This is a genomic window from Sediminicola luteus, assembly GCF_040566555.1.
Lineage (GTDB): Bacteria > Bacteroidota > Bacteroidia > Flavobacteriales > Flavobacteriaceae > Sediminicola.
In genome coordinates this window covers 150,508-172,367 of sequence record NZ_JBEWYP010000005.1, presented here as the reverse complement: position 1 = coordinate 172,367, position 21,860 = coordinate 150,508, and the positions used below count along the sequence as shown (strand labels likewise).

The following is a 21,860-nucleotide window of genomic DNA, read 5'->3' as shown; positions in this document are numbered from 1 at the left end:
TGGCTAATACTTGGGCAGTACTTTAATGCTTCAATTCGTAGGAATACAAATTTTGTCCTGTATCGCCTCTTTCCTCATCTGTTAGGAGCAAAGAGGTGTTGGAATTTACTTTAAAGGCAACGGCTTCCAATTGTGTGGTGGCCCCTAAATCTATGGTCTCCATGTTGCCCTTGGTGAAATTATCCCAGGTAAAATCCGTAAAGACCCATAATTTTCCATACCCCAAGAGGACTATTCTTTTGCCGTCAGGGGATATGTCCGCCGATGTTATTATGCAGGTATTGGGCTCATCACAGGTATTGAAGGAGCCTATAAATTCAGCCTTGTAATTTCCTTTTTCTGCGGGAACCTTATAGATTCTGGCCTCTCCATTAAAAGGCCTTCTTCTGTTTTTGGTGATGAGGTACAGGAACTTGTTGTGATAGAAGATCGCCTCGCAGTCATATACCTTTTCCTCTTTTTTAGGGGTGAAATCTTTTTGGTCAGAAAAGTAAAATTCAATTTTTTCCGCATCTATCTTGTCCCCGGGTTCAATTTCCGGATTAGGAACTTTATAGATTACCAGATCTTTGCGATCACTGTTGTTGTTGCCGGTGTCCGCTATATAAACATTGCCTTGGTCATCTTTGGCAAGGTCTTCCCAATCCTCATTTTTTCCGTTCTTGACCTTTAGTTCCTTGAGCAGATTCCCTTCAAAATCCACCTGGTACAATTCATCCTCATTCCCATGATCCTCAATGGTCCAAATGGTAGCATTGTCCATCTGCACCAACCCGGAACTTTCACTGATTTTATGGGGCAGTTTGGTGACAAAGGTCAGCTGACCATAGTTGGAACAACTTGTAAACAAAACAATTAGGAAAAGGGTAGCAAATCTTGTCATATTATCAAAGCTAGGATTATTTTAGGAGGCTTCAAGGGAAATTGTCGGAAAGGGGTAAGATTTAACTCCATTTTATAAAAAATAGGATTTCTTTTATGGTTAATTTCTAGAATACAATTAGAAATAGCGTTTTATAAGGGTCAGACGCTAAAATGTTATTATTCTGGATACTTTCTGAGGAAACCATCATATGTGTAAAAAATCCAATATATTTATGCGGAATAATCAAACCACTTTAATTAACTCATACTTATGATTGGAATATTATCTTTTGTTGGCTTCACTGCATTGGTAGGTATAATCTCCTATTATGCCACAAGGAAAACAGATGAAGGTTCATCTGATGGTTATTTTTTAGGAGGCAGAAGTCTAACGGCCGGTGTTATAGCAGGTTCTCTTTTACTTACAAACCTATCTACAGAACAAATTGTCGGATTAAACGGAAGTGCCTATACGGACGGATTATCCGTGATGGCGTGGGAAACCTTAGCGGCGATTGCCATGGTAATAACTGCGGTATTTTTATTGCCACGATACCTGAAGGGTGGCTTGACCACCGTACCCCAGTTTTTGGCGAAAAGGTTTGATGTTAGCACCAAAACAATTACTTCGGGATTATTTTTAACGGGATATGTGGTGGTGTTATTGCCAGTAATTCTTTACTCTGGTTCGGTTGCCATTAGCGGTATGTTCGATGTGCCCACTTTATTGGGTGTATCAGATTCAACAGCCTTGGTGATCTGTATTTGGGGTATTGGGATCATAGGTTCCATTTATGCCGTATTTGGTGGCTTGAAGGCGGTAGCGGTTTCAGATTCCATCAATGCGATCGGGCTGCTTACCGGCGGTTTTTTAATTCCAATTTTTGGATTGATGGCCATAGGGGACGGCAGTGTTTTGGATGGGTTGAATTTATTGATGACTACAGAGCCTGAAAGATTCGATTCTACGGGAAATACTGGACAAGAGGTGCCATTTTCTACCATTTTTACGGGGATGATGTTGGTGCAGTTGTTTTATTGGGGAACCAATCAGCAGATCATACAACGTGCTTTGGGTGCCAAAAACTTGGCCGAAGGTCAAAAAGGATTGTTATTGGCTGCCTTTTTAAAGATTTTGGGGCCGTTAATTTTGGTGTTGCCGGGAATGATCGCCTATCATTATTTTGAAGGTGGACTAGCTTCCAGTGATCTTGCTTATCCAGAATTGGTGAGGGCAGTATTGCCAAAACCTATGGTCGGATTTTTCGCCGCAGTTCTCTTTGGCGCCATCTTGAGTTCCTTTAATAGTGTGCTCAACAGTTCGGTGACCTTATTTGGGATTGATATCTATAAACAACATATTAATAAAGAGGCTCCCGAAAGAACCGTGGTTAAGTACGGTAAAATATTTGGGGTTATCTTGGCACTAGCGGCTATGTTCATCGCCCCGTTGATTGCCAATGCGGGAAGTTTATTCAATTATTTACAGGAAATTAATGGAATCTATAGTATTCCAATTTTCACCATAATTGTAGTGGGGTACTTAACTAAGAGGGTACCTGCCATTGCAGCAAAAATTGGTATTTTTTCGGGTTCCCTTTTGTATATAATCAGTCAGTTTTGGCTTGGTCCCAATATGAAGGAAAGCGCTCTTGCAGCTGCAAAAGCAGCTGGGGTTACAGATCCTGCGGCCCTAAAATTGGTGGAAGCGGATGCCTACCCACATTATTTACATGTAATGGCTATCTTATTTTTGTCCAACGTGGTAATCATGTTGATCATTGGCTATTTCAAACCAAGGGCAACTCCCTTTGAGTTGGAGTACACCAAACAAGTGGATATAGTTCCCTATAAACATATTAAGATCGTTGGTATAGCCATCTGTACCATTGTGATTGGTATTTATATCTACTTTGCGAAGTAAGGATTACCACAAGAGTAGCATCATTTAAGATGGTGTAGAAGTTATATAAAAGCCATCAGGATAACCCTGATGGCTTTTATTTTGGATAGGAATCAATTCAGTAAACTAAGGTTTTGTCTTGTGCAAATGACCATTCGCCTATAGAGAGGATTGTTCATAAGTCTAAATATCCATTACGAGTTTATAGCCTACGCCACGGATATTTACGATTTTCACTTTTGAATCAAATTCTAGTTTCTTCCTCAATTTTGAAATAAAAACATCTAGGGTTCTTCCCACATAATCCCCTTCATCTCCCCAGACCATATTTAGAATAACCTCTCGTTCCACGGTTTTGTTGGCAGCGTTATAAAGTAAAAGAAGAAGATCTGCCTCCTTACTGGTCAAGACTATTTTTTGATGTTCAATTATAAGCTCTGTATTGCGTTTATCAAAATGATATGCCCCCAAAGAGATTAAATTTGGGTCGTTCTTAGGTGTCTTCCTTCTCTTCCATAGAAAAAATAGAACCGAAGCAATTAGCATGAAGAGTACAGCAGCAACAACCCATAAATAATTCGACTGACTTGTGTCTGGTACTGGCTTGTTGGGTTTTATTAAAGTAAATAAAAGGCTGTAACAGGATTTAGGTTGTATTCTTTCTTTGCACGGGATGATGTCCGATTTTGTGATCTCGTCCACCATAAAACTATAGATCACCTCCTTAGTTGCACAATCATCCATCTCCACGATATAGCTATTTGCCAATCCTGTTTCATTAACAATGCTATCAATAGTGGAAACCAGTTCTTCTGGATTGAACTGAAACTCATTTTCAAATCGGATTCTGTAGGAACCATTTTCTTTTAATATGGGCAGTACACGAGAGGTACTATCTTTTGATTTGAGTAGGATTTGATGTCCTATCATTCTCAAAGACACTACAATCTGTTTATCATCAGGGGTGTCTTGGGCATTAGAACTGGTGATGAACAGCAAGAGCAAGACAAAACTGAAGCCTAAGATTTTAAAAAGTCTTGGGTGCATTTTACAAAACTATTCGATTAACTGACAATGTAGAATGTTTTACATAAAATTTACATTAATTTACAAAAGATGGGGATGTTGAAGGCTCATTTCATCATAGTTTTGGTACATATAAATCCTGAAATTCATAGTTATGAAAAAGAACATTCTTGTCTTATGTGCCTCAATACTAATCCTGGGTTTAATGGCTTTTGGATTTGTGAACAGATCTACTTCAGAATCAAATAAAATAAACATCCCAGACAATTTAAATTTAGCCAGCAATCAGGGTCCATCGCAGAATATGGACTTTAGATACTTTGCAGATTATATTTACGATGTGGGGACAAGGTTCGGTCCCATTAAAAAGGAAGATTTGAATAAGGTCACGTCTTTTGCCGATTTTATGGAAGACGATGATGCCAAAAAGATTGTGACATACAAATTTGTGGAGGTTATTGTTATCGAAAATGACAAGGAATCTAATATTCGCGAATCTGGTAACAGTGGTGAATTAACTTCCGCTCAGTTAAAACTCCTTAGGACTTCCGATTATTCCATCAGCCTTAAGATAATAGCTGATGTTACGCAGAAAAATTATAAAACCGGAGAGCTAGAAGAAAGCTACTGGACGCCCCACCTAACGATTGTTCCGGAAAAGCAAGCAGTATATCTTAAAGGGAAAGATGTCCTAATGGAATTTCTCAGAGAAAACAGCAAAGAAAGTTGGGTTAATGTAGTAGAGGATAAATTGCAACCTGCAAAGCTTTATTTTACGGTAACAAAAAATGGAACTATAGAAAATGTAGCCCTGGATAGTTCATCAAATTTCCCTGAAGTTGATCAAAGGATGATAGAACTAATCAAGCAGACGCCTGGAAAATGGCAACCAGCTGAAAATTCAAAAGGAGAAAAAGTAGATCAAGAATTGGTGCTTTCTTTTGGATTGATGGGATGTTAATTAAACGACCACTTGTTCTTAATGTCACTTTATGGTCGTAGTTTGGATTCTCACAATACCAGCATCAATTAAGGTGTTGTAGAAGTTATAGAAAAGCCATCAGGATAACCCTGATGGCTTTTTTTTGATAGAAATAATAATGTCTTCTAATGTGTTGTCCTACGTAAATGACCGTTTGCCTATAGTAAAAGGCCACTCAACATAAGTTGAAACTTTTAGTTTTCCTAGCTCAGTATTTTTGGGTATAACTTAAAATAAGTCACCCATGAAAACAAGTAAGAAAAACAAAAGATACACTGGTTATTTGGAAGTGAACGGTCCAATAAGAAAAAGGTACCGCATATGCGATGTATTCCTTACCAATGAAGCTCTTGTCCTAAGCACGGTAACCCCAATAGCCTAGTTCTATAATAGCTAGGACTTATATAAGCGGTACGTTAAAATTAAACTGATCTAAAGATTTTTTATCTGCAGTTGATGAAAGGCATCTGCTTGGAGCTTCAGGAGTTCCTCTGCTTTTTGCTTTTTGTACCTATAAATTTCCTCTTCCTTGGTAAGATCGTCATAGACCTGTTTGTTGAGGGCAGTATCAGTGGAGAAAAGCAGTTCACGTTGGGCGACTTTTTGGCTGGCCCATGTTCTAACGGCACTTTCCTCATCCTCCAATTTATAATCGTAAGGTCCTCTTGGAGAAAGGAGTTTTACAATAATGGGGGAGGTCTCAATGGCCAGAAACAATAGAAATATAAAAAACGAAGGAAACCAGGGGAGTTTGTCCAGGGCACTGATACGTGCCATGAGTCCGTCGAAGCCATCTATGATAGGCTGTGACCCGTTTACCTGTTCCTTATAGTCGACTTCAAGACCGCTAATTTGGTTTTCCAGGTCGCTTATTTTTTGGGCGTTATCTCCTTTTAACTGCTGCAATTCCGCTAGGGCGGCATCGTGCTTCTCCCTCTTCTCTTTATATACGGGGCCTTTTCCCAAAAGTTTGGTGCCCGCAGTACCTTCCGCCTCTGAAATATAGGTATCGTAAAGGGCGTTGGTTTCTGTTTCCTTTAGGGCGACTTCATTTTTTAGGCCGACAATATTTTGTTGTAGCTCGGCTATTTTGGGATTGTACTGAAGCGCTATCTGGTCTTTATTGGAAAGGGTCAGTTCATTTTTTTGTTCCAAGAGCACCTGGTTGATCTCCTTTTCGAAGATTTTCATTTCCAAGGGTTTGGAGATGACCACAGCAATGATAATGGCCAATAGTATTCTTGGGGTAGCCTGCAAGAATTCGTTTTTCAGACTGCCGGTCTTTTTAATGGTGGAGACAATGAAGCGGTCCAGGTTAAAGATGAGCAAACCCCAGATGAGTCCAAAGCCGATGGACATATAAATATTGTCAAAAACGGTATATAGGGCATAACTACTGGCTACAAAGGCCATAACGGCGGTAAAGAATACCGTGGCGCCTATACCTGCATATTTGTTTTGTTCCCCAGGGGAGCACGTTTTTAGAATAGAGGCATCGGCCCCCGAACAGAGAATAAAGAATGATTGTAACATAGTGTTCTGATTTGATTGATGTTCATATAGGTGGTTAGAACGTAATTATTGTTGATTTGTTACAAAAAAAGCCTTCAAAATGAAGGCTTTAACGTTTGTTATGGTTTTTTGTTGCCCCTCGGGTGGTGTTGAGAGGTTTTTGATCATTGTTGATTTAGGTTTCGACTGTCCTCAACCCGACGGTTGTCCCCTCGAGCGGAGTCGAGAGGTTTTGATACAACTTAGTTCTTCTTTGTCTTGGTAGTGATCTTGACCATTGGCGGCTCAGAATCTAACCCTTCAATATTGATATTAATATCCTTGTTCTTCTCAGCTATTTTAAGAGCCTCCTCGGAAGAAATAGGGTTTCCGTTCAGATAGAATTTTGCACCTTCTTCGGCCAATTTGGCTAAGTGTTTGGATGGAGGCATAGGGGGTGGAGGCGGTGCTACATTATTTTCGTCTGTAATCACAACAACCTCTACCATTTCCCCATCTTCGTTTTTGTGCTCATAAACTAGTCCGGGATTTCCTTTTTTATAATTTTTCACGGCCTTTTCATACGCCATCCTGTCTGCTTCAGGGGCATTTTCCGGAAGAGGTGGTGGCGGTGGCAACTCTGAATTTTTGATAACCTTTGGAGCCGCTGCTGGCGGTGGCGGTGGCGGAAAGTTCGGATAAGGTTCTGCCGATGCCTTTTGTTCCAAGGTCATGCGATCGTAAAGCTGCTTTATGCGTGTCATGTCCTTTGTTTTGATGACGTACTTTCCTTTTGCTTGGGAATTGTACTTACTGGCCAAGGCATTGTATTCTTTGATCTCTGCCTTAGTAGCGCCTTTTTCTTGGACGAGGGCTTCGTTCCCCAAAATATTTATGGTTGCCACCCCATAGTCCGTTAATATAGCTTCCACTTGTTTAATAACTTCTTTTGGGGTGTCCTTATCTATGGTGATAAAAGATCGGATGGTTTGTGACCGTTGTTCCTTGGAAAGGTCTTGGTTGTATTTCATTAAATAGGAACTTAAGTCCTCCATTTTTACAAAATAGGAATTGACCGATAGCTGTCCATTTTTGTTGATGAGAATCTCAATGTCCTGCCCGTTGATGGTTTGGCTTACCGTGCCTACTTGTGCTAGTGTGGTTGTTTCTGAACTTTTGGTATTCCGCTCAATTTCCACAATTTGTTTATCGCTAAAACTATAGAGGAGTAGTGCCAATAGCGGCAGCAACAATAGACTTTTGAGCCAAAGGGCTTTTTTGGAGGTGTGTGTTTTCATGATGATGATTCGTTTTTTGATTGATGAATAATTGATTGAATTTGATAAAATTGGTTCTGGAATATCTGGAGAAGAAAATGCCAGTAATATTTTTTGATAGGTAGAGGTGGTTACACCTTTGTTCAAGACAGCCTCGTCTGCCAAGAATTCGTGGTTCAATTTTATATAATGCTTGGCAATATAGATCAGGGGATGGAACCATAGTACAATTTGCAGGAGTTCTAATAGTAGAATATCCAGACTGTGTTTTTGTTTGGCGTGGGTCTCTTCATGCCAGAAAACTTCTTGTGGAATCTGGTGCGATATGTATTTTTTCTTGTTGAAAAAGACATAGCTGAAAAAGGTATGTGGTGCTATTGGATCTTGCAGCAAAACATGTTGGCAGGGACCGGACTTTTCTTTCGGATTATTATTGATCCTTTTGATGACCCCTGATAGGTTGATTAAAAATTTGATGGCGAACAAGGCTGCCCCAAGTCCGTAGAGACCCCATAGGATATAGGGAAAATAAGTAATGGGTTCATTTATAAGGGTGTGATTTTGCCCTAAACTTGAGGCTTGTACAAAATCTGTGCTGAAGGTTTGCGGTTCCACCAAAACATATTCGGTGAAGGTAATGGCCGGAATGCTCATGGCAACAAGGAAAGCCCCCAATAAGTAGAATCGTTTGAATTGGTGCATGGTGGCCTGTTCCAAAAAGACCTTGTAGAACACCAAGAAAATGGCCAGGAGTGCGCTAAATTTTAAGAGATAGATCCACATAATTATTTCTTTTTAAGTTCTACATCAATGATGGCTTTTAGATCTTCCAACTCTTCTTTTGTGAGGTCCGTTTCCTTGGTAAAAAAGGATGCGAACTGGGAAGCGCTGTCATTGAAAAAGTTTTTGATAAGGCCATTGACATGCTTGGAGAAGTAGTCTTTCTTTTTCACCAAGGGGTAATATTCCCTGGAGTTGCCGAACAAATTATAGGCTACAAATCCTTTGTCATTCATGCGCTTTAGAAGAGTGGCCACGGTGGTGGTGGCTGGTTTAGGTTCCGGATAGGCCTCCAAAAGGTCTTTCATAAAGGCCTTTTCCAGTTTCCATAGGTGGTTCATTAATTCTTCTTCGGTTTTTGAGAGCTGCATGGTCTACAATATTAGAGTGTACTCTACAAACATAGAACAATTATTTCAATTCTACAAGTGTAGAGTAATAATTAATTGAAAAGCGTTAGCTATTGCAGCGGCATCCTTTTAATGAGGGATGGTTCGGATTTACGCTATTTGGTAAGCCTATTATTAAAAGATATAGCGGAAAGAGCAACCCGCAGGGGAACGCCCAAGAAGGAATGTAGCGTAGTTGTCATTTGTCCCCTCGAGCGGAGTCGGAAGGTTAATTACGCCCGACTCCGCCCTTTGGAACAATGTGCTTTATTTGGAAAGCTCCGTAAAATGTTTGTAGAAATGAGGGATGGTCTCAATTCCCTTTAGGTAGTTCCACACCCCAAAATGCTCATTAGGGGAATGTATGGCATCACTATCCAGGCCAAATCCCATAAGGATGGTCTTGCTGTCCAATTCTTTTTCAAAGAGGGAAACAATGGGGATACTCCCGCCACTACGTTGTGGAATGGGCGTTTTCCCAAAGGTAGCCTCATAGGCCTTGGATGCTGCTTTGTAACCGATATGGTCAATGGGTGTTACATAGCCCTGCCCACCATGGTGGGGCGTAACCTTTACCGTAACTCCGGCAGGGGCGATGCTTTCAAAATGGTTCTTGAAAAGTTGGGTGATCTCCTTCCAATCCTGGTTTGGGACCAAGCGCATGGAGATTTTGGCAAAGGCCTTGCTGGCAATCACGGTTTTGGCACCGGCGCCAATATAGCCGCCCCAAATTCCATTGACATCCAGGGTTGGACGAATGGAGTTGCGTTCGTTGGTAGTATATCCTTTTTCCCCGTAAACGGAGGCAATTTGTAGGGCATTCTGGTATTTCTCCAAGCTAAAGGGGGCCTTGGCCATTTCGGCACGCTCGGCTGTGGAGAGTTCCTCTACTTTGTCGTAAAACCCGGGAATGGTAATATGGTTGTTTTCATCGTGAAGGGAGGAGATCATCTTGGTCAAAACGTTGATCGGATTCGCCACCGCGCCTCCATAAAGTCCAGAATGCAGGTCCCTATTGGGGCCGGTTACTTCCACTTCCACATAGCTGAGGCCTCTAAGTCCCGTGGTAATGGAAGGGACGTCCTTGGCGATCATTCCGGTATCGGAAATAAGGATAATATCATTGGCGAGCTTCTCCTTGTTATTGGCCACAAATTCTGAGAGGTTTTCACTACCTACTTCTTCTTCCCCTTCTATCATGAATTTCACATTGCACGGAAGCTGGTTGTGTTTTACCATATATTCCAATGCTTTTACGTGCATATACATTTGTCCCTTATCGTCGCAGGCACCTCTAGCGAAGATGGCTCCTTCGGGATGCAGCTCCGTATTTTTTATGACGGGCTCAAAAGGAGGGGAGTCCCATAGTTCAACCGGATCTGGGGGTTGTACATCGTAATGTCCGTATACCAGGACGGTGGGCAGGGTTGGGTCAATTATTTTTTCTCCGTACACAATGGGGTATCCCTTGGTCTCACAGACTTCCACGGTGTCGCAGCCCGCCTCTAAAAGGGAGGTTTTTACGGAAGCCGAGGCATCCATAACATCCTGGGAATAAGCAGGATCGGCACTGACGGATGGAATTTTTAGGAGTTGGACTAGCTCATTGATGAAGCGTTCTTTATTTTGGGCAACGTAAGCTGATATGTCTTGCATAGAATGTTTTAATGAGGCATAAAAATACAAAAAAGAACTTTTTATTGACTAAGTATTTCATAATACAAAATTTGCTTTATATTTGCAGTCCTTTTAAAGGTGAGGTTGTCCCAATAGCTATTGGAATAAACCAAATTGGATGTTAAAATCCGACTTTTTAAGGAGGTATTGAAATGCAGGCGTGGTGGTCCCGATAGCTATCGGGAGGTAGCCAACTAGAGTTAGATCTAGTGCCTCATTATTACTTATTGAAATGCAGGCGTGGTGGAATTGGTAGACACGCTAGACTTAGGATCTAGTGCCGTGAGGTGTGAGAGTTCGAGTCTCTCCGCCTGTACTTAGTTAAAAAAGCTTCTCTTTTTAGAGAGGCTTTTTTTATGGACCACCATTAACTTTTTCCCCACCATCATTTGCGAACGCAGTGAAGCAATCTTTTTTTTCTACCGTCATTGCGAGGCGTTTTGGCCGAAGCAATCTGTCCCTTACTGGTTCTTTAATGAGATTGCCGCGCTCCACTACGTTCCGCTCGCAATGACCTTTTGAATCCGTCCTTGCGAACGCAGTGAAGCAATCTGCCCTTTTCGTATCCCATTCATGAGATTGCCGCGCTCCCCTGCGGTCCGCTCGCAATGACAGTTTTTTCTGCCTTAAGTTTTTCCCTGCCGTCATTGCGAGGCCATTGGCCGAAGCAATCTGACTCATTCGTGTTCCATTAATGAGATTGCCGCGCTACACTCCGTTCCGCTCGCAATGACCTTTTGAATCCGTCATTGCGAACACAGTGAAGCAATCTGTTCTTTTCGTGTCCCTTTTATGAGATTGCCGCGCTCCCCTGCGGTCCGCTCGCAATGACAGTTTTTTTCTTCCTTTCGTTTCCCCACCGTCATTGCGAACGCAGTGAAGCAATCTGCCCTTTTCGTGTCCCATTCATGAGATTGCCGTGCTCCACTTCGTTCCGCTCGCAATGACAGTTTTTTTCTACCGTCATTGCGACACAACCGTCAAAGTCAATCCCACAGTCATTGCGAGGCGTTTTAGCCGAAGCAATCTGTCCCTTCCGGGTTCCATTAATGAGATTGCCGCGCTAACCTCGCAATGACTTTATTCCAATGGGACCTATACTGGGAAAATTTATCTAGATTTCAATTGTACAAAAGTTTACTGTAGGGATCGATCTTGATAATCATTTCTTGAGTTGGCCTCGGCATGTTTTGGGTTATCTCCATATTCGTTGGTGCCAGGTTTACTATCCGCAAATAGAAGCCAAAACACATAAAATGGAATTAATTGATACCAGCCATTATTACCGAGATCGTGACATCTTTTGGCCCCTTGTGCCCACATAAACCATAATAATGGTATAAGGCAAATAAAGAAAATCATTGCAGCATAATCCCCTCCCAATTGCAGTATGGTCAATGCAGTGAAATAGATAAACATGTAAATCAAATAGCTCAAGCCATATTCAGTTCTTCTAATACGACCTTCAAAGGAAAAAGGGTTTTTAAACATAAGGTTTGGTTTGTTGGTTATTATTTAGTCTATGTGATAGTTAAATGATCAAAATGACCTTTTGATTATTGCGTATATGGAATACGTCTGGTTACCTTACGCATTAGGGTGTTGATCATGTCATCGGCATTGGTACCCAATCCACCTTTTACTTTCTTATTGTAATTGACTACCAACTCATCGTCTGAAGCGTTTACAATGTCCATGTTGATAATTCCTTGACTAGAAGCACCAAAACCACCAAATAATACTCCAATGGCGATATTTGCCGCATCAGACATAGGCTTGGAAGTTTCCATGGAACCTTTGATAATGGCATCTACACCTAGAATTGTAGCCAATTCACTTACCAAATAAGCATCCAATTCAGTAAGGTCTACCCCTGCTTTTTTTAGGAGCGCATTAGTTTTGGAAGGTGACTGTACATTGATATTCATTGACCCTCTTTTTTTACGCTTCAAAAACCATGAATGCATGGCTCTTTGCACATCAAGCCCCTCCTTACGTTCCATTTCCGTGATTTGCTCAGAGGTAAAATCCTTTAGTTGTTTTGGTCGTAATTTAACTTGTACATCAAATGGGATGATCGCCATGGATTCGGTTTTGGCGACATAGGCATCCGCATCATTGTGCACATACAAATGGGTCTGGGCAAAGGATAAGCTTACAGTAAAGAAAAATAATAGGTAAAGTGAAAATTTCATGCTTTTTGTTTTAAAGTTTTATATGTTGGTTTAACGCTAACATATAGATTATATTCTTTAAACAAAAGTAATTTTTAAGATTAAATTCTATTGTATTGATTTCTAAAGAGTTGTCAATAGATAATTTCAGTGCAGTTTTGGTCAATCACATTTTCGATATTTAATTTATATATATGCATCACCATCACTCAAACCTTGGCTTTTTTGAGTAAATACATTCCATAATAGAAAATAATGTATTATCTTTTCTACACCTCCGAAGGCTTATTTTTTGGCCAATGAAACTCAACATCCTTCTAAATTAATACAATATGAAACTTTCACATTATTTTTTTCTGTTACTAATACTGATGGCCTGCGGAGAAGAAAAGCAAGAGCAAAAAAAAGACGCCTTTGAATCTGATATCCCTGTAGCGGTGGCCAACAGGGTTGCCCTCGCTGGATCTAACGAACCGGATATTGTACGATTCCTGAATGTACAGGATGCTTATGCTCCTTCTATTTCGCCTGAGGGATTACATGTGGCGTACCGTACAGATCTTACAGGGGAGCCTCAGGTTTGGATTACGGAAACTTTTCAGTTGTCAGCCCCATTGCAACTTACTTATGGCAATTCGGTAACCTTTCACCAATGGCGCCCCGCTCATGAGGAAATCCTATACGCTACAGATAAAGAGGGAAATGAGCGCATGGGATATTACCTAGTTTCTGCAGATGGCCTGAAGGAAAAAGAATTGTTGCCTCCTTCAGATGCCTTCAGGGAATTTGGGGATTTCAAAAAGGACGGCTCCCAATTTGTGTATGCTACTACGGAGCGCAATGGTACTGATTATGATATTCACGTTTTTGATATTGGTACAAATACAGATAAAAAAGTTTACGAGGGAAAAATGGGATATTACCCTATTTCCTTTTCCCCTGATGGCAATATGGTGGTAATTGTGGAGAGTATAGCGGAAGACGCGAATAACCTATTTTTATTGAACATTCCAGATGCTACCCTTAGTCCAATAACTAGTGAAGGGGACAGGTCCCAATTTTCTGATATCCATTGGAAGCAAGATGGGAGCTCTTTCTTTCTTCGAACAAATAACGATGCGGAGTATCTGGGTATAGCCCGTTTTGATATTAAAACCGGTAACATGGAGTATATACTTCAGGAAGATTTTGATATTGACCAAATACTATACGACGACAAACAAAATATAATTCACTGGGTAGCTAATGACAACGGGTTTAGCAAACACCATATCATGGACCTGAATGACCGATCAGAAATTACACCTCCCGAGTGGCCCAATGGAGTTTATGTACTGCGAAAGGCTGAAAACGGTAAAACACTATTAGCTAATGTTTTTGGCCCTAACATACCTGGAGATCTATGGGCAGGCACCGCAGGAAGTAAGGAAGTGCGGCGCGTGACCCGTTCCAATAATGCCGGTTTGGATTTCGATAAGATGGTACATCCCGTGGCACATAGTTTCCAATCCCGTGACAGTCTCACGATTCATGGGCTTCTATATCCAATAAAGGAAATGAACAAGGAAACCCCTTTGGTGCTTCTTGTCCATGGAGGGCCTACAGCTCAAGCAAGGCCAACTTTTAGTGCTGTAACCCAATACTTGGTAGCTCAAGGATTCGCGGTATTCGATCTTAATTTTAGGGGATCTACGGGTTATGGGAAAACCTATGCCCGCGAGAACGATAGGCGTAAAAGGGAAAGTGAACTGTACGATCTTGAAGACGCTGTAAACTACCTTTCCCGAGAAGGGATAATAGATAAGAATAAGGTGGCAGTCATGGGTGGTTCTTACGGAGGCTACCTTACAATGGCAGCCATGACCCGTTTACCCGATGTCTTCAGTTGTGGCGTTGCCTTCGTAGGGGTTTCCGACTGGATCACAGCCTTGGAAGGGGCAGCACCTTATCTCAAAGCTAGTGACCGATTGGAGTACGGGGACATCGATGACCCAGAAGACCGCAAATTCTTCGAGTCCATCTCCCCTATAAAATATATAGATCAGGTTAAATCACCTGTAATGGTACTCCATGGGGCCAATGACCCACGGGATCCGATTACAGAATCGGACCGGTTTGTTCAAGGTATCCGAGATAATGGTGGCATTGCGGAATACTTGAGATTCCCTGATGAGGGCCATGGCATTCGTAAGATGGACAACCGTATTACTGCCTACGTACGAGTGGTAGAATTTTTGGAAAAGCATTTAGAATAAATCAGGGTCTGAAGTCATGAATTAATGTCATATCGGTTTCATTGATGGGATTGCCGCGCTCGACTCCGTTCCGCTCGCAATGACAGTTTAATTCCGTCATTGCGAACGTAGTGAAGCAATCTGTTTGTCCCTGCCGTCATTGCGAGGCCTTTTGGCCGAAGCAATCTGCCCTTTCCGGTTTACATTGATGAGATTGCCGCGCTCCACTTCGTTCCGCTCGCAATGACCTTTTGTTCTGTTTTTCGTTTCCCCAACGTCATTGCGAACGCAGTGAAGCAATCTGTTCCTTCCCGGTTCCGACGGTTGTAAATTGACAGTCAGGTTTTTAGAAATCTGACGAAGAAAAGCGATTAAATTTTTTGGATATTTTTCGTTAAAATACGCGGTGAAAGGGCAATATGAGCCATAATTGACCGTTTTCAATTGGCAACGGCATCAAAGCTTCCCAAAAAGTTTTGAGCCGAATAAACTTAACCTAGAAGGCTCCCAAAAGGAGCTGGACAATAAACATGCTAACCCCCGAATCTCACATGGAGAAAAATTTAAAAGTAAACGGTTTCTACTACAAGAAGAACGACAAGCCTATTTCTCATACCGAACGTGAACTGTTGGTCAAGGACCTGATGAAAGTGTTGAAGAAGCACGACTTTGATTTTTTTGGGTATTACAATTTTGTGTCCGATGAGGATGTGAACCTGTTGGATATTAATCTGAAAGCACCAAAAGAGGCCAGTCCCCAAAATACATTGCGAGTGTCGTAAAGCAATCTGTTTTTTTCCTGCCGTCATTGCGAGGCGTTTTAGCCAAAGCAATCTGCTTTTCCCTGCCGTCATTGCGAGGCGTTTTAGCCGAAGCAATCTGCCCATTACTGGTTCCATTGATGAGATTGCCGCGCTCCACTTCGTTCCGCTCGCAATGACAGTTTAATTCCGTCATTGCGAACGCAGTGAAGCAATCTGTTTGTCCCTGCCGTCATTGCGAGGCGTTTTAGCCGAAGCAATCTGTCTCTTATGGGTTCCATTGGTAAGATTGCCGCGCTCCATTTCATTCCGCTCGCAATGACCGTTGGCTTCCGTCATTGCGAACGCAGTGAAGCAATCTGTTTTTCGCTGCCGTCATTGCGAGGCGTTTTAGCCAAAGCAATCTGTACAATTCGGGTTCCATTGATGAGATTGCCGCGCTCCATTTCATTTCGCTCGCAATGACAGTTTAATTCCGTCATTGCGAACACAGTGAAGCAATCTGTTTTTCCCTACCGTCATTGCGAGGCCTTTTGGCCGAAGCAATCTGATCCTTTCGTGTTCCATTAATGAGATTGCCGCGCTCCATTTCATTTCGCTCGCAATGACAGTTTAATTCCGTCATTGCGAACGCAGTGAAGCAATCTGTTTGTCCCCTGCCGTCATTACCCTAAAGGGTATAGGAAGGAAAGATGGAATGGACAATATTTCTGGTGATGGGCTTGTCAAAAAAGCCAGCTATATACGAATTGTTTTTGGCCTTATTTCTGTCCTTGGAGCTTGTAAAAGCCGATAATATGTAGATTTTGGTATTTTTTGTCAGCCCGGGCATTTTTTGAAATCGCTCAATAAATTCCCAACCTCCCATACCAGGCATTACAAGGTCCAGGAAGATTACGTCCGGAAAATCCTCACCGTTTGATATGAACTGCGACAGTTGTAGTAGGGCATCCTCTCCATTATCGCTCATGTAGACCAAGGCGTCTTGCTCACATTGTTTTACCACATATTTTGTAGAAAATTGCGATACCATATCATCATCAATAATCAATACAACTGGTCTCAAATTTTAGTATTTAATATAATTTTAAATGCTACCTGCATTATCGTTCTTGGCAATACCAAGAGGCTAACTTAAAAATATTATTGCAAAAATGGGAACGTTATCCATAATTTATGTGTCCTAACCAATAGAAATGCTACACTTCCGTCATTGCAAATCTTCCGTCATTGCGAACGCAGTGAAGCAATCTGTTCTTCTCTGCCGTCATTGCGAGGCGTTTTAGCCGAAGCAATCTGTCCTTTGCAGGTTCCAATTAAAAGATTGCCGCGCTCCACTGCGTTCCGCTCGCAATGACCCTTGAAACTACCGTCATTGCGAACGCAGTGAAGCAATCTGTTTGTTGTTTGCCCTAACCTTCATTTAAATCCTTCCACTCAGGATTCTCACGTTCTATTAATTTTATTTTGTCAGCCCTGCTACCGCTTTTTAGTTGTTTCTCCCTGGCTATGGCATCACCCATGTTTTGAAACGTTTCGTAATACACCAACTTACTTAGGTTGTATCTGGCCGTAAACGAATTTTTGTCCTTCTTCTCTTTGTGTTCTTGTATGCGCAGTATTAAATTGGAAGTAACCCCAACGTAAAGAGTTGTGTTGTTTCTGTTAGTGAGTATGTATACAAAGCCTTCTTTCATTTTTGCTTTTTAGTTCCATTAATGAGATTGCCGCGCTCCACTCCGTTCTGCTCGCAATGACAGTTAGTTTCCGTCATTGCGAACGCAGTGAAGCAATCTGCTTGTCCCTGCCGTCATTGCGAGGCCTTTTGGCCGAAGCAATCTGTCCTTTTTGTGTTCCATTCATGAGATTGCCGCGCTCCACAACGTTCCGCTCGCAATGACAGTTTTTTCTGCCTTTCCTTTTCCCTACCGTCATTGCGAGGCCTTTTAGCCGAAGCAATCTGCCCTTTTCGTGTCCCATTCATAAAGATTGCCGCGCTCCCCTGCGGTCCGCTCGCAATGACATTTAGCTTCCGTCATTGCGAACGCAGTGAAGCAATCTGTCCCTTCCGGGTTCCAATCATGAGATTGCCGCGCTCCTCTCCGTTCCGCTCGCAATGACAGTTCGTTTGCGTCATTGCGAGGCCTTTTGGCCGAAGCAATCTGTCCCTTCCAGGTTCCATTCATAAAGATTGCCGCGCTCCCCTGCGGTCCGCTCGCAATGACAGTTGTTTTCCGTCATTGCGAACGCAGTGAAGCAATCTGCTTGTCCCTGCCGTCATTGCGAGGCCTTTTGGCCGAAGCAATCTGCCCTTTTCGTGTTCCATTCATGAGATTGCCGCGCTCCACTCCGTTACGCTCGCAATGACCATTATTTCTTAAAGTCATTCACATCCTCGCTCAAATCAAAGACCGTAACCCCATCCAATTCGGATTCCAGAATACTACTCCCGGCAGCACTGCGGTACCCACCGGCACAATGCACCACAACAGGCTTGTTGGTCGGAATGTTCTTTGCCGATTCCCGTAGCTCATTGAGGGGATGTTCCAAGGCCTTTTCAAAAAACTTGCCCTCGTTGATCTCGCTCTGGTTGCGGATGTCCACAATGGTATACTTGTCCGGGTTCTTTTTGAAATCCTGCAGATCCAAGGGCTTCATTTTTAGTAAACTTTCCTTGGAAAGGGTCAGGACGCCCTGCAATTGTTTTTCGTACCCAATTTTCGCCACCCGGTGCAACATGGGTTCCAAATCCTCGGGCTTGTCGATGACCAAGCTGAATTTCTCCTCAGGTGCCACGATGGCCCCCAACCAGGTTTCGAACTTCGAATCTTCGGAGGTTGCCTGAATATTGATACTCCCTTTGAGATGGCCTTTTTTAAATTCCGCTTCCTCCCGCACGTCCACGATCAGTCCTTTTGCGGAGGCATCCAATTGAAAGGGCACTCCCGCAATGGCATTTCTAAGCGTTGCTGCCCCCGTTTTGTTCACATCCACGTTATACCCAAAATAGGAGGGAATAAAGGGCTGACTATCGAGCAGGGTGTCTACAAATTCTTCTTGGGTCTGTTTTTTAAACGCCCAATTCCCCATCCGTTCGTTGCCCAGGGTACTGCTATTGGCATCGCTCATGCTCTTCCCACAGAGCGACCCGGCACCATGGGCGGGATATACGATGGCATCATCCGGCAAATGGGTGAATTTTTCCTGTATGGTATTGTACATGGCCTCGGCAAGCTCCTGGCGTTTGGCCTTCATCTTACCGGCTTTTTCACGTAAGTCTGGTCGGCCCACATCACCTATAAAAAGGGTGTCGCCCGTAAAGAGGATGGTTTTGTCTCCTTCTTTGGCAACGATGGTGATACTATCTGGGGAATGGCCAGGGGTGTTGATGGCATTTAGGGTGGCTTTCCCAATTTTTATGCTATCGCCCTCGTCAAAGGAGTGGTGGGGATAATCTGCCCCCAATTTCTCACTGTTGTAAATGGTGGCCCCGGTTTCTTTGTGGATCTGCAGGTGCGAACTCACAAAATCTGCATGCGGATGCGTCTCTATGACTGCTTTTATTTTGGCATTGTTGGCCTTTGCAAAAGCATAGTACTGCATGGGGTTCCGCTCCGGATCTATAATGGCCATTTCCCCATCGCTGATAAGGGCATAGGAATAGTGTGATAAGGGCTTATATTCAAATTGTTCTACTTTCATAATCGTCTTTGTTTTGAAGTATTAAAAATACCAATTCTAAAACAGTTGTGCAGTAACATTGGTTACATGCTTAAAATTATGAAGATGATTGTAGGAAGGCTGACTATATTGTTTTAATCTTTGACTTGTTTGGGATTTGGGTTATTCAAGGATGGGTAAATGTATTGGAATTAATTAAGGGATAATATGACCAATTTTATAAAAAGAGTTCCAAGATAAAATTGACTAAATATCATTAAATGCAGTGATTAAATCCTCTATTCTTCTCTTACCTGAATAATCTGGTTGCCAAGTTTCTCTAACATAAAATGATCTACTCACCTTTTGTTGTCTTAGCTTAATTTGAATTTTCTTGAAAGAATAAGGGCCATGTTCCTCGAGTGTATTTTTGTCCAAATAGTAAAACTTTTTATTTTCTAGTTCTTTATTTTTTACTTCTTGTAATTCATTCAGATATTTAGTAATTAAAAATTTATTTGTGTCTTCAATCGTATTCAGTTCGTGGGTTGAATTCGTTTCATTAACAAAGAATGCGAAGCCATCGTTACCATCTATTTTTAGTGCCATTACGTCTTCATCTAAAAAGCCATGTTTTAGGAGCATTGATTTGTCATTATAATCAATCATCAAAGTTTCAGAATTTATGTATTCATACACGGCCTTGGTAATCAATCCATTTTCAGAGATCAACAACTGCCCATTTTTTCTAAATATATATACAATTTTTTGTTCGTTGATTTCACTTATGGATACCCAATTCTGATGCTGTAATACTGTCAGATCATTTAATTTTTTTGAAAAATGCTGGATTTTTGGTACTATTTCAGATAAGTAGGTTTTCATATCAAGTTGGGTTAAAATTTTATTTTAAATTGTTTGGAAGTGAGAAGGATGTTGCGCATAATGGACATCTTGGGTTGTCATACTTTTTGCCTAAGTCTTTACCAAAAATTCCTCCAAGTATTGCCCCAGGAATAGTACCTGCCATTGCACCCAAAGGCCCCATGGCCAGCCCTACTTTAGCGCCCAACATTGCGCCGGCAGCTGCTCCTCCACTACCACCAGTAATCTTACCGCTAAATTTTTTCTTATGTGTAAAACCATAGCCACAACTAGGGCAATGAACATATACTTTTTCAGGTTTGGAATTTTCAAATAAGTCTTTGTACATAAGGGTTAATTTAGGTTGGTAAAATGGTTGAATTGATATTTTAGAAATTGGAGTTTGTCTGCAATTTTATAGGTCAAGTAAAACGAAAGGATATTCAATACTAATAATATCATGAAGTAAATATCCATGTTTAGGTTATAGTTGTTTAGATAATAATGATAGATAGAGAGTATCAGTAGCGTTATGTTGATCGTCCAAATAAAAATATTTAATATTATAAATGCTCTTATCTTTTTTCTGACTAATTCAGTATTTATCATAAGTTTTTGAAAGGCTTTGACTTATTACTGTCAGTAATTCATCATTAGCTATAGTATATAAACTCAATAATTAAGAATTATTGTATTTGTTATAGTATATTCTCCAAAATAAAAGCTTGACAATGAGATGAAGTCAAGTGAATTAATTTTTGAAAACTATTTAAAGCGATAATTACAAAAAATAATATATGGCAAAACACATACATGTCTCAGAATATAACAAGCAGTCAGAAACGTTACAACTTGCTTGTGAATGTGGTTGGAAAGGTGCTACCAAGGAGGCATTTGGAGAGATACATGAAGCTGTGATGGATTTTGAATGCCCAAAGTGCGATAAGATGCTGTTGATTGTAAATCTAATTGTGGATGCGGAAAAATTTTATGGTAATAAAAATAAAAAATAATTTCACCAAACTGGATTGCACGTTGGGGTATTCTAATTAACGTAATTGATATACGGATTGTATGACTTTAATTTTTTGGTTCTGTTATTAAAAATCTTTACTTTTAGGGGAGTATCAGGAGCGCAATATTGCGTACCAACCGAGCACAAAAGCCACGGTGGTTCAGCATACGGACAGTCCAGTCAAAACAAATGATTATCCACTGTATATTATTCTTTACCTGATGCATTAACCCTAAAAAAGAATGTATTATGAAATACGTATTTGTTTCCCGTAAAGGAGACCAAGAGACATTTAAGACGTTTTACAGGGACCTTATAAACCTGTCTAATAAATCTATACTAGAACAATACAACAGAGAAGTTAACATAGGTATTGTGGGCGTGCATGCACAAGCTTTAAAGCTCTTGGCCTTGCGAAAAATTTTTCTGGAACGCTTTGGAGAGAGCCCCATCAATTTTGAAGATAATATGGTCATTAGCCTTAGTGGTAGGAGAACTTCTTTTCTGACCAAATAACCAATAAAATCTTAAGTTTTATAAATAGATTCTTGTATTTTGCAATAGCTGGTAGGGGATGCATCTACACCTTTAGGTAATAACTCTTGGGCTAAAATACCAACATTTGTACCTTGATCAAAAATAGCTTGCTGCTGAGAAATAACATTCCTTAAATTGTAATTATGATTGTATAAGTACAAAGATTTTTCGCATTATAATCCTCCTATTAGTGTTGCTTTAGAAAGCATGAGTCTTTCCATGTTAG

The 21,860-nt window shown here is 41.2% G+C and carries 23 protein-coding genes, 1 tRNA gene and 1 riboswitch; of the genes, 8 read left to right on the top strand and 16 right to left on the bottom strand.

The genetic code is table 11. The annotated features are described in order from the left end of the window. Positions 1 to 22: 22 nt before the first annotated feature. Entirely contained in the window at positions 23 to 883 is an 861-nt protein-coding gene (locus ABXZ32_RS10505) for a hypothetical protein (RefSeq protein ID WP_354618632.1), read from the bottom strand. 252 nt (positions 884 to 1,135) lie between these two features. Between ABXZ32_RS10505 and ABXZ32_RS10500 the strand changes: the two genes are divergently transcribed. After that, positions 1,136 to 2,788: a solute:sodium symporter family transporter gene (locus ABXZ32_RS10500; RefSeq protein ID WP_354618631.1), complete on the top strand. Its 1,653-nt coding sequence runs from the start codon at positions 1,136 to 1,138 to the stop codon at positions 2,786 to 2,788. A gap of 162 nt (positions 2,789 to 2,950) precedes the next feature. Here the strand turns inward: ABXZ32_RS10500 and ABXZ32_RS10495 are convergent, their stop codons facing one another. After that, complete coding sequence (locus tag ABXZ32_RS10495; RefSeq protein WP_354618630.1) at positions 2,951 to 3,814, bottom strand: winged helix-turn-helix domain-containing protein; 864 nt, start codon at positions 3,812 to 3,814, stop codon at positions 2,951 to 2,953. Between the two features lie 133 nt (positions 3,815 to 3,947). Between ABXZ32_RS10495 and ABXZ32_RS10490 the strand changes: the two genes are divergently transcribed. Then, the gene (locus ABXZ32_RS10490) at positions 3,948 to 4,754 is read left to right on the top strand and encodes an energy transducer TonB (protein ID WP_354618629.1); all 807 of its coding nucleotides are present in this window, start codon (positions 3,948 to 3,950) and stop codon (positions 4,752 to 4,754) included. A 265-nt stretch (positions 4,755 to 5,019) separates the two neighbouring features. Beyond that, positions 5,020 to 5,157, top strand: coding sequence for a hypothetical protein (locus ABXZ32_RS10485; protein ID WP_354618628.1), 138 nt, complete (start codon positions 5,020 to 5,022; stop codon positions 5,155 to 5,157). Between the two features lie 50 nt (positions 5,158 to 5,207). Here the strand turns inward: ABXZ32_RS10485 and ABXZ32_RS10480 are convergent, their stop codons facing one another. The 4 genes from ABXZ32_RS10480 to ABXZ32_RS10465 all read right to left on the bottom strand — a co-directional run bounded on the left by ABXZ32_RS10480 (position 5,208) and on the right by ABXZ32_RS10465 (position 10,368). Next, positions 5,208 to 6,308 (bottom strand): DUF4407 domain-containing protein, encoded by a 1,101-nt coding sequence (locus ABXZ32_RS10480; protein ID WP_354618627.1) that lies wholly within the window; start codon positions 6,306 to 6,308, stop codon positions 5,208 to 5,210. A gap of 221 nt (positions 6,309 to 6,529) precedes the next feature. Then, entirely contained in the window at positions 6,530 to 8,326 is a 1,797-nt protein-coding gene (locus ABXZ32_RS10475; protein WP_354618626.1) for a M56 family metallopeptidase, read from the bottom strand. 2 nt (positions 8,327 to 8,328) lie between these two features. Continuing rightward, a complete protein-coding gene (locus tag ABXZ32_RS10470) occupies positions 8,329 to 8,694 on the bottom strand; it encodes a BlaI/MecI/CopY family transcriptional regulator (protein ID WP_354618625.1) in 366 nt (121 codons plus the stop codon). Between the two features lie 285 nt (positions 8,695 to 8,979). Beyond that, positions 8,980 to 10,368, bottom strand: coding sequence for a dipeptidase (locus tag ABXZ32_RS10465; RefSeq protein WP_354618624.1), 1,389 nt, complete (start codon positions 10,366 to 10,368; stop codon positions 8,980 to 8,982). 255 nt (positions 10,369 to 10,623) lie between these two features. On the opposite strand from ABXZ32_RS10465, the gene ABXZ32_RS10460 reads away from it, so the two are divergent. Further along, positions 10,624 to 10,705, top strand: a tRNA-Leu gene (locus ABXZ32_RS10460). 38 nt (positions 10,706 to 10,743) lie between these two features. Here ABXZ32_RS10460 and ABXZ32_RS10455 read toward each other — a convergent pair. The 3 genes from ABXZ32_RS10455 to ABXZ32_RS10445 all read right to left on the bottom strand — a co-directional run bounded on the left by ABXZ32_RS10455 (position 10,744) and on the right by ABXZ32_RS10445 (position 12,584). After that, positions 10,744 to 11,070, bottom strand: coding sequence for a hypothetical protein (locus tag ABXZ32_RS10455; RefSeq protein ID WP_354618623.1), 327 nt, complete (start codon positions 11,068 to 11,070; stop codon positions 10,744 to 10,746). Positions 11,071 to 11,526: 456 nt separating this feature from the next. Continuing rightward, positions 11,527 to 11,880, bottom strand: a complete 354-nt coding sequence (locus ABXZ32_RS10450) for a DUF805 domain-containing protein (protein ID WP_354618622.1) — start codon at positions 11,878 to 11,880, stop codon at positions 11,527 to 11,529. Between the two features lie 65 nt (positions 11,881 to 11,945). Next, the gene (locus ABXZ32_RS10445) at positions 11,946 to 12,584 is read right to left on the bottom strand and encodes a hypothetical protein (protein ID WP_354618621.1); all 639 of its coding nucleotides are present in this window, start codon (positions 12,582 to 12,584) and stop codon (positions 11,946 to 11,948) included. A gap of 311 nt (positions 12,585 to 12,895) precedes the next feature. Between ABXZ32_RS10445 and ABXZ32_RS10440 the strand changes: the two genes are divergently transcribed. Together ABXZ32_RS10440 and ABXZ32_RS10435 are read left to right on the top strand one after the other, a co-directional pair. Next, positions 12,896 to 14,818 (top strand): S9 family peptidase, encoded by a 1,923-nt coding sequence (locus ABXZ32_RS10440; RefSeq protein ID WP_354618620.1) that lies wholly within the window; start codon positions 12,896 to 12,898, stop codon positions 14,816 to 14,818. A gap of 530 nt (positions 14,819 to 15,348) precedes the next feature. Then, positions 15,349 to 15,579 (top strand): hypothetical protein, encoded by a 231-nt coding sequence (locus tag ABXZ32_RS10435; RefSeq protein WP_354618619.1) that lies wholly within the window; start codon positions 15,349 to 15,351, stop codon positions 15,577 to 15,579. Between the two features lie 171 nt (positions 15,580 to 15,750). On the opposite strand, the gene ABXZ32_RS10430 is transcribed toward ABXZ32_RS10435, so the two are convergent. From ABXZ32_RS10430 to ABXZ32_RS10400, 7 genes are all read right to left on the bottom strand, one after another. Further along, positions 15,751 to 15,897: a hypothetical protein gene (locus tag ABXZ32_RS10430; RefSeq protein ID WP_354618618.1), complete on the bottom strand. Its 147-nt coding sequence runs from the start codon at positions 15,895 to 15,897 to the stop codon at positions 15,751 to 15,753. 331 nt (positions 15,898 to 16,228) lie between these two features. Then, positions 16,229 to 16,624: a response regulator gene (locus ABXZ32_RS10425; RefSeq protein WP_354618617.1), complete on the bottom strand. Its 396-nt coding sequence runs from the start codon at positions 16,622 to 16,624 to the stop codon at positions 16,229 to 16,231. Between the two features lie 346 nt (positions 16,625 to 16,970). Further along, positions 16,971 to 17,255, bottom strand: coding sequence for a GIY-YIG nuclease family protein (locus ABXZ32_RS10420; protein WP_354618616.1), 285 nt, complete (start codon positions 17,253 to 17,255; stop codon positions 16,971 to 16,973). Positions 17,256 to 17,328: 73 nt separating this feature from the next. After that, entirely contained in the window at positions 17,329 to 17,538 is a 210-nt protein-coding gene (locus tag ABXZ32_RS10415) for a hypothetical protein (protein WP_354618615.1), read from the bottom strand. Between the two features lie 390 nt (positions 17,539 to 17,928). After that, the gene (locus ABXZ32_RS10410) at positions 17,929 to 19,260 is read right to left on the bottom strand and encodes an MBL fold metallo-hydrolase (RefSeq protein ID WP_354618614.1); all 1,332 of its coding nucleotides are present in this window, start codon (positions 19,258 to 19,260) and stop codon (positions 17,929 to 17,931) included. Between the two features lie 225 nt (positions 19,261 to 19,485). Further along, on the bottom strand, positions 19,486 to 20,103 hold the full coding sequence (locus ABXZ32_RS10405; RefSeq protein ID WP_354618613.1) for a hypothetical protein: 618 nt from the start codon (positions 20,101 to 20,103) through the stop codon (positions 19,486 to 19,488). Positions 20,104 to 20,122: 19 nt separating this feature from the next. After that, positions 20,123 to 20,431, bottom strand: a complete 309-nt coding sequence (locus ABXZ32_RS10400) for a hypothetical protein (protein WP_354618612.1) — start codon at positions 20,429 to 20,431, stop codon at positions 20,123 to 20,125. A gap of 448 nt (positions 20,432 to 20,879) precedes the next feature. Between ABXZ32_RS10400 and ABXZ32_RS10395 the strand changes: the two genes are divergently transcribed. Beyond that, complete coding sequence (locus ABXZ32_RS10395; protein WP_354618611.1) at positions 20,880 to 21,095, top strand: hypothetical protein; 216 nt, start codon at positions 20,880 to 20,882, stop codon at positions 21,093 to 21,095. Between the two features lie 106 nt (positions 21,096 to 21,201). Further along, positions 21,202 to 21,295, top strand: a riboswitch (SAM-I-IV-variant riboswitch). 51 nt (positions 21,296 to 21,346) lie between these two features. Then, positions 21,347 to 21,613, top strand: a complete 267-nt coding sequence (locus ABXZ32_RS10390) for a hypothetical protein (RefSeq protein WP_354618610.1) — start codon at positions 21,347 to 21,349, stop codon at positions 21,611 to 21,613. Positions 21,614 to 21,860 lie beyond the last annotated feature (247 nt).

Coding starts and splice junctions, on each gene's coding strand:
- ABXZ32_RS10390 (WP_354618610.1), top strand. CDS start 21,347: ATGAAATACGTATTTGTTTCCCGTAAAGGAGACCAAGAGACATTTAAG.
- ABXZ32_RS10435 (WP_354618619.1), top strand. CDS start 15,349: ATGGAGAAAAATTTAAAAGTAAACGGTTTCTACTACAAGAAGAACGAC.
- ABXZ32_RS10430 (WP_354618618.1), bottom strand. CDS start 15,897: ATGACGGAAGCCAACGGTCATTGCGAGCGGAATGAAATGGAGCGCGGC.
- ABXZ32_RS10475 (WP_354618626.1), bottom strand. CDS start 8,326: ATGTGGATCTATCTCTTAAAATTTAGCGCACTCCTGGCCATTTTCTTG.
- ABXZ32_RS10440 (WP_354618620.1), top strand. CDS start 12,896: ATGAAACTTTCACATTATTTTTTTCTGTTACTAATACTGATGGCCTGC.
- ABXZ32_RS10420 (WP_354618616.1), bottom strand. CDS start 17,255: ATGAAAGAAGGCTTTGTATACATACTCACTAACAGAAACAACACAACT.
- ABXZ32_RS10405 (WP_354618613.1), bottom strand. CDS start 20,103: ATGAAAACCTACTTATCTGAAATAGTACCAAAAATCCAGCATTTTTCA.
- ABXZ32_RS10470 (WP_354618625.1), bottom strand. CDS start 8,694: ATGCAGCTCTCAAAAACCGAAGAAGAATTAATGAACCACCTATGGAAA.
- ABXZ32_RS10400 (WP_354618612.1), bottom strand. CDS start 20,431: ATGTACAAAGACTTATTTGAAAATTCCAAACCTGAAAAAGTATATGTT.
- ABXZ32_RS10505 (WP_354618632.1), bottom strand. CDS start 883: ATGACAAGATTTGCTACCCTTTTCCTAATTGTTTTGTTTACAAGTTGT.
- ABXZ32_RS10500 (WP_354618631.1), top strand. CDS start 1,136: ATGATTGGAATATTATCTTTTGTTGGCTTCACTGCATTGGTAGGTATA.
- ABXZ32_RS10480 (WP_354618627.1), bottom strand. CDS start 6,308: ATGTTACAATCATTCTTTATTCTCTGTTCGGGGGCCGATGCCTCTATT.
- ABXZ32_RS10455 (WP_354618623.1), bottom strand. CDS start 11,070: ATGAGTCAGATTGCTTCGGCCAATGGCCTCGCAATGACGGCAGGGAAA.
- ABXZ32_RS10490 (WP_354618629.1), top strand. CDS start 3,948: ATGAAAAAGAACATTCTTGTCTTATGTGCCTCAATACTAATCCTGGGT.
- ABXZ32_RS10415 (WP_354618615.1), bottom strand. CDS start 17,538: ATGGGACACGAAAAGGGCAGATTGCTTCGGCTAAAAGGCCTCGCAATG.
- ABXZ32_RS10485 (WP_354618628.1), top strand. CDS start 5,020: ATGAAAACAAGTAAGAAAAACAAAAGATACACTGGTTATTTGGAAGTG.
- ABXZ32_RS10445 (WP_354618621.1), bottom strand. CDS start 12,584: ATGAAATTTTCACTTTACCTATTATTTTTCTTTACTGTAAGCTTATCC.
- ABXZ32_RS10450 (WP_354618622.1), bottom strand. CDS start 11,880: ATGTTTAAAAACCCTTTTTCCTTTGAAGGTCGTATTAGAAGAACTGAA.
- ABXZ32_RS10465 (WP_354618624.1), bottom strand. CDS start 10,368: ATGCAAGACATATCAGCTTACGTTGCCCAAAATAAAGAACGCTTCATC.
- ABXZ32_RS10410 (WP_354618614.1), bottom strand. CDS start 19,260: ATGAAAGTAGAACAATTTGAATATAAGCCCTTATCACACTATTCCTAT.
- ABXZ32_RS10395 (WP_354618611.1), top strand. CDS start 20,880: ATGGCAAAACACATACATGTCTCAGAATATAACAAGCAGTCAGAAACG.
- ABXZ32_RS10495 (WP_354618630.1), bottom strand. CDS start 3,814: ATGCACCCAAGACTTTTTAAAATCTTAGGCTTCAGTTTTGTCTTGCTC.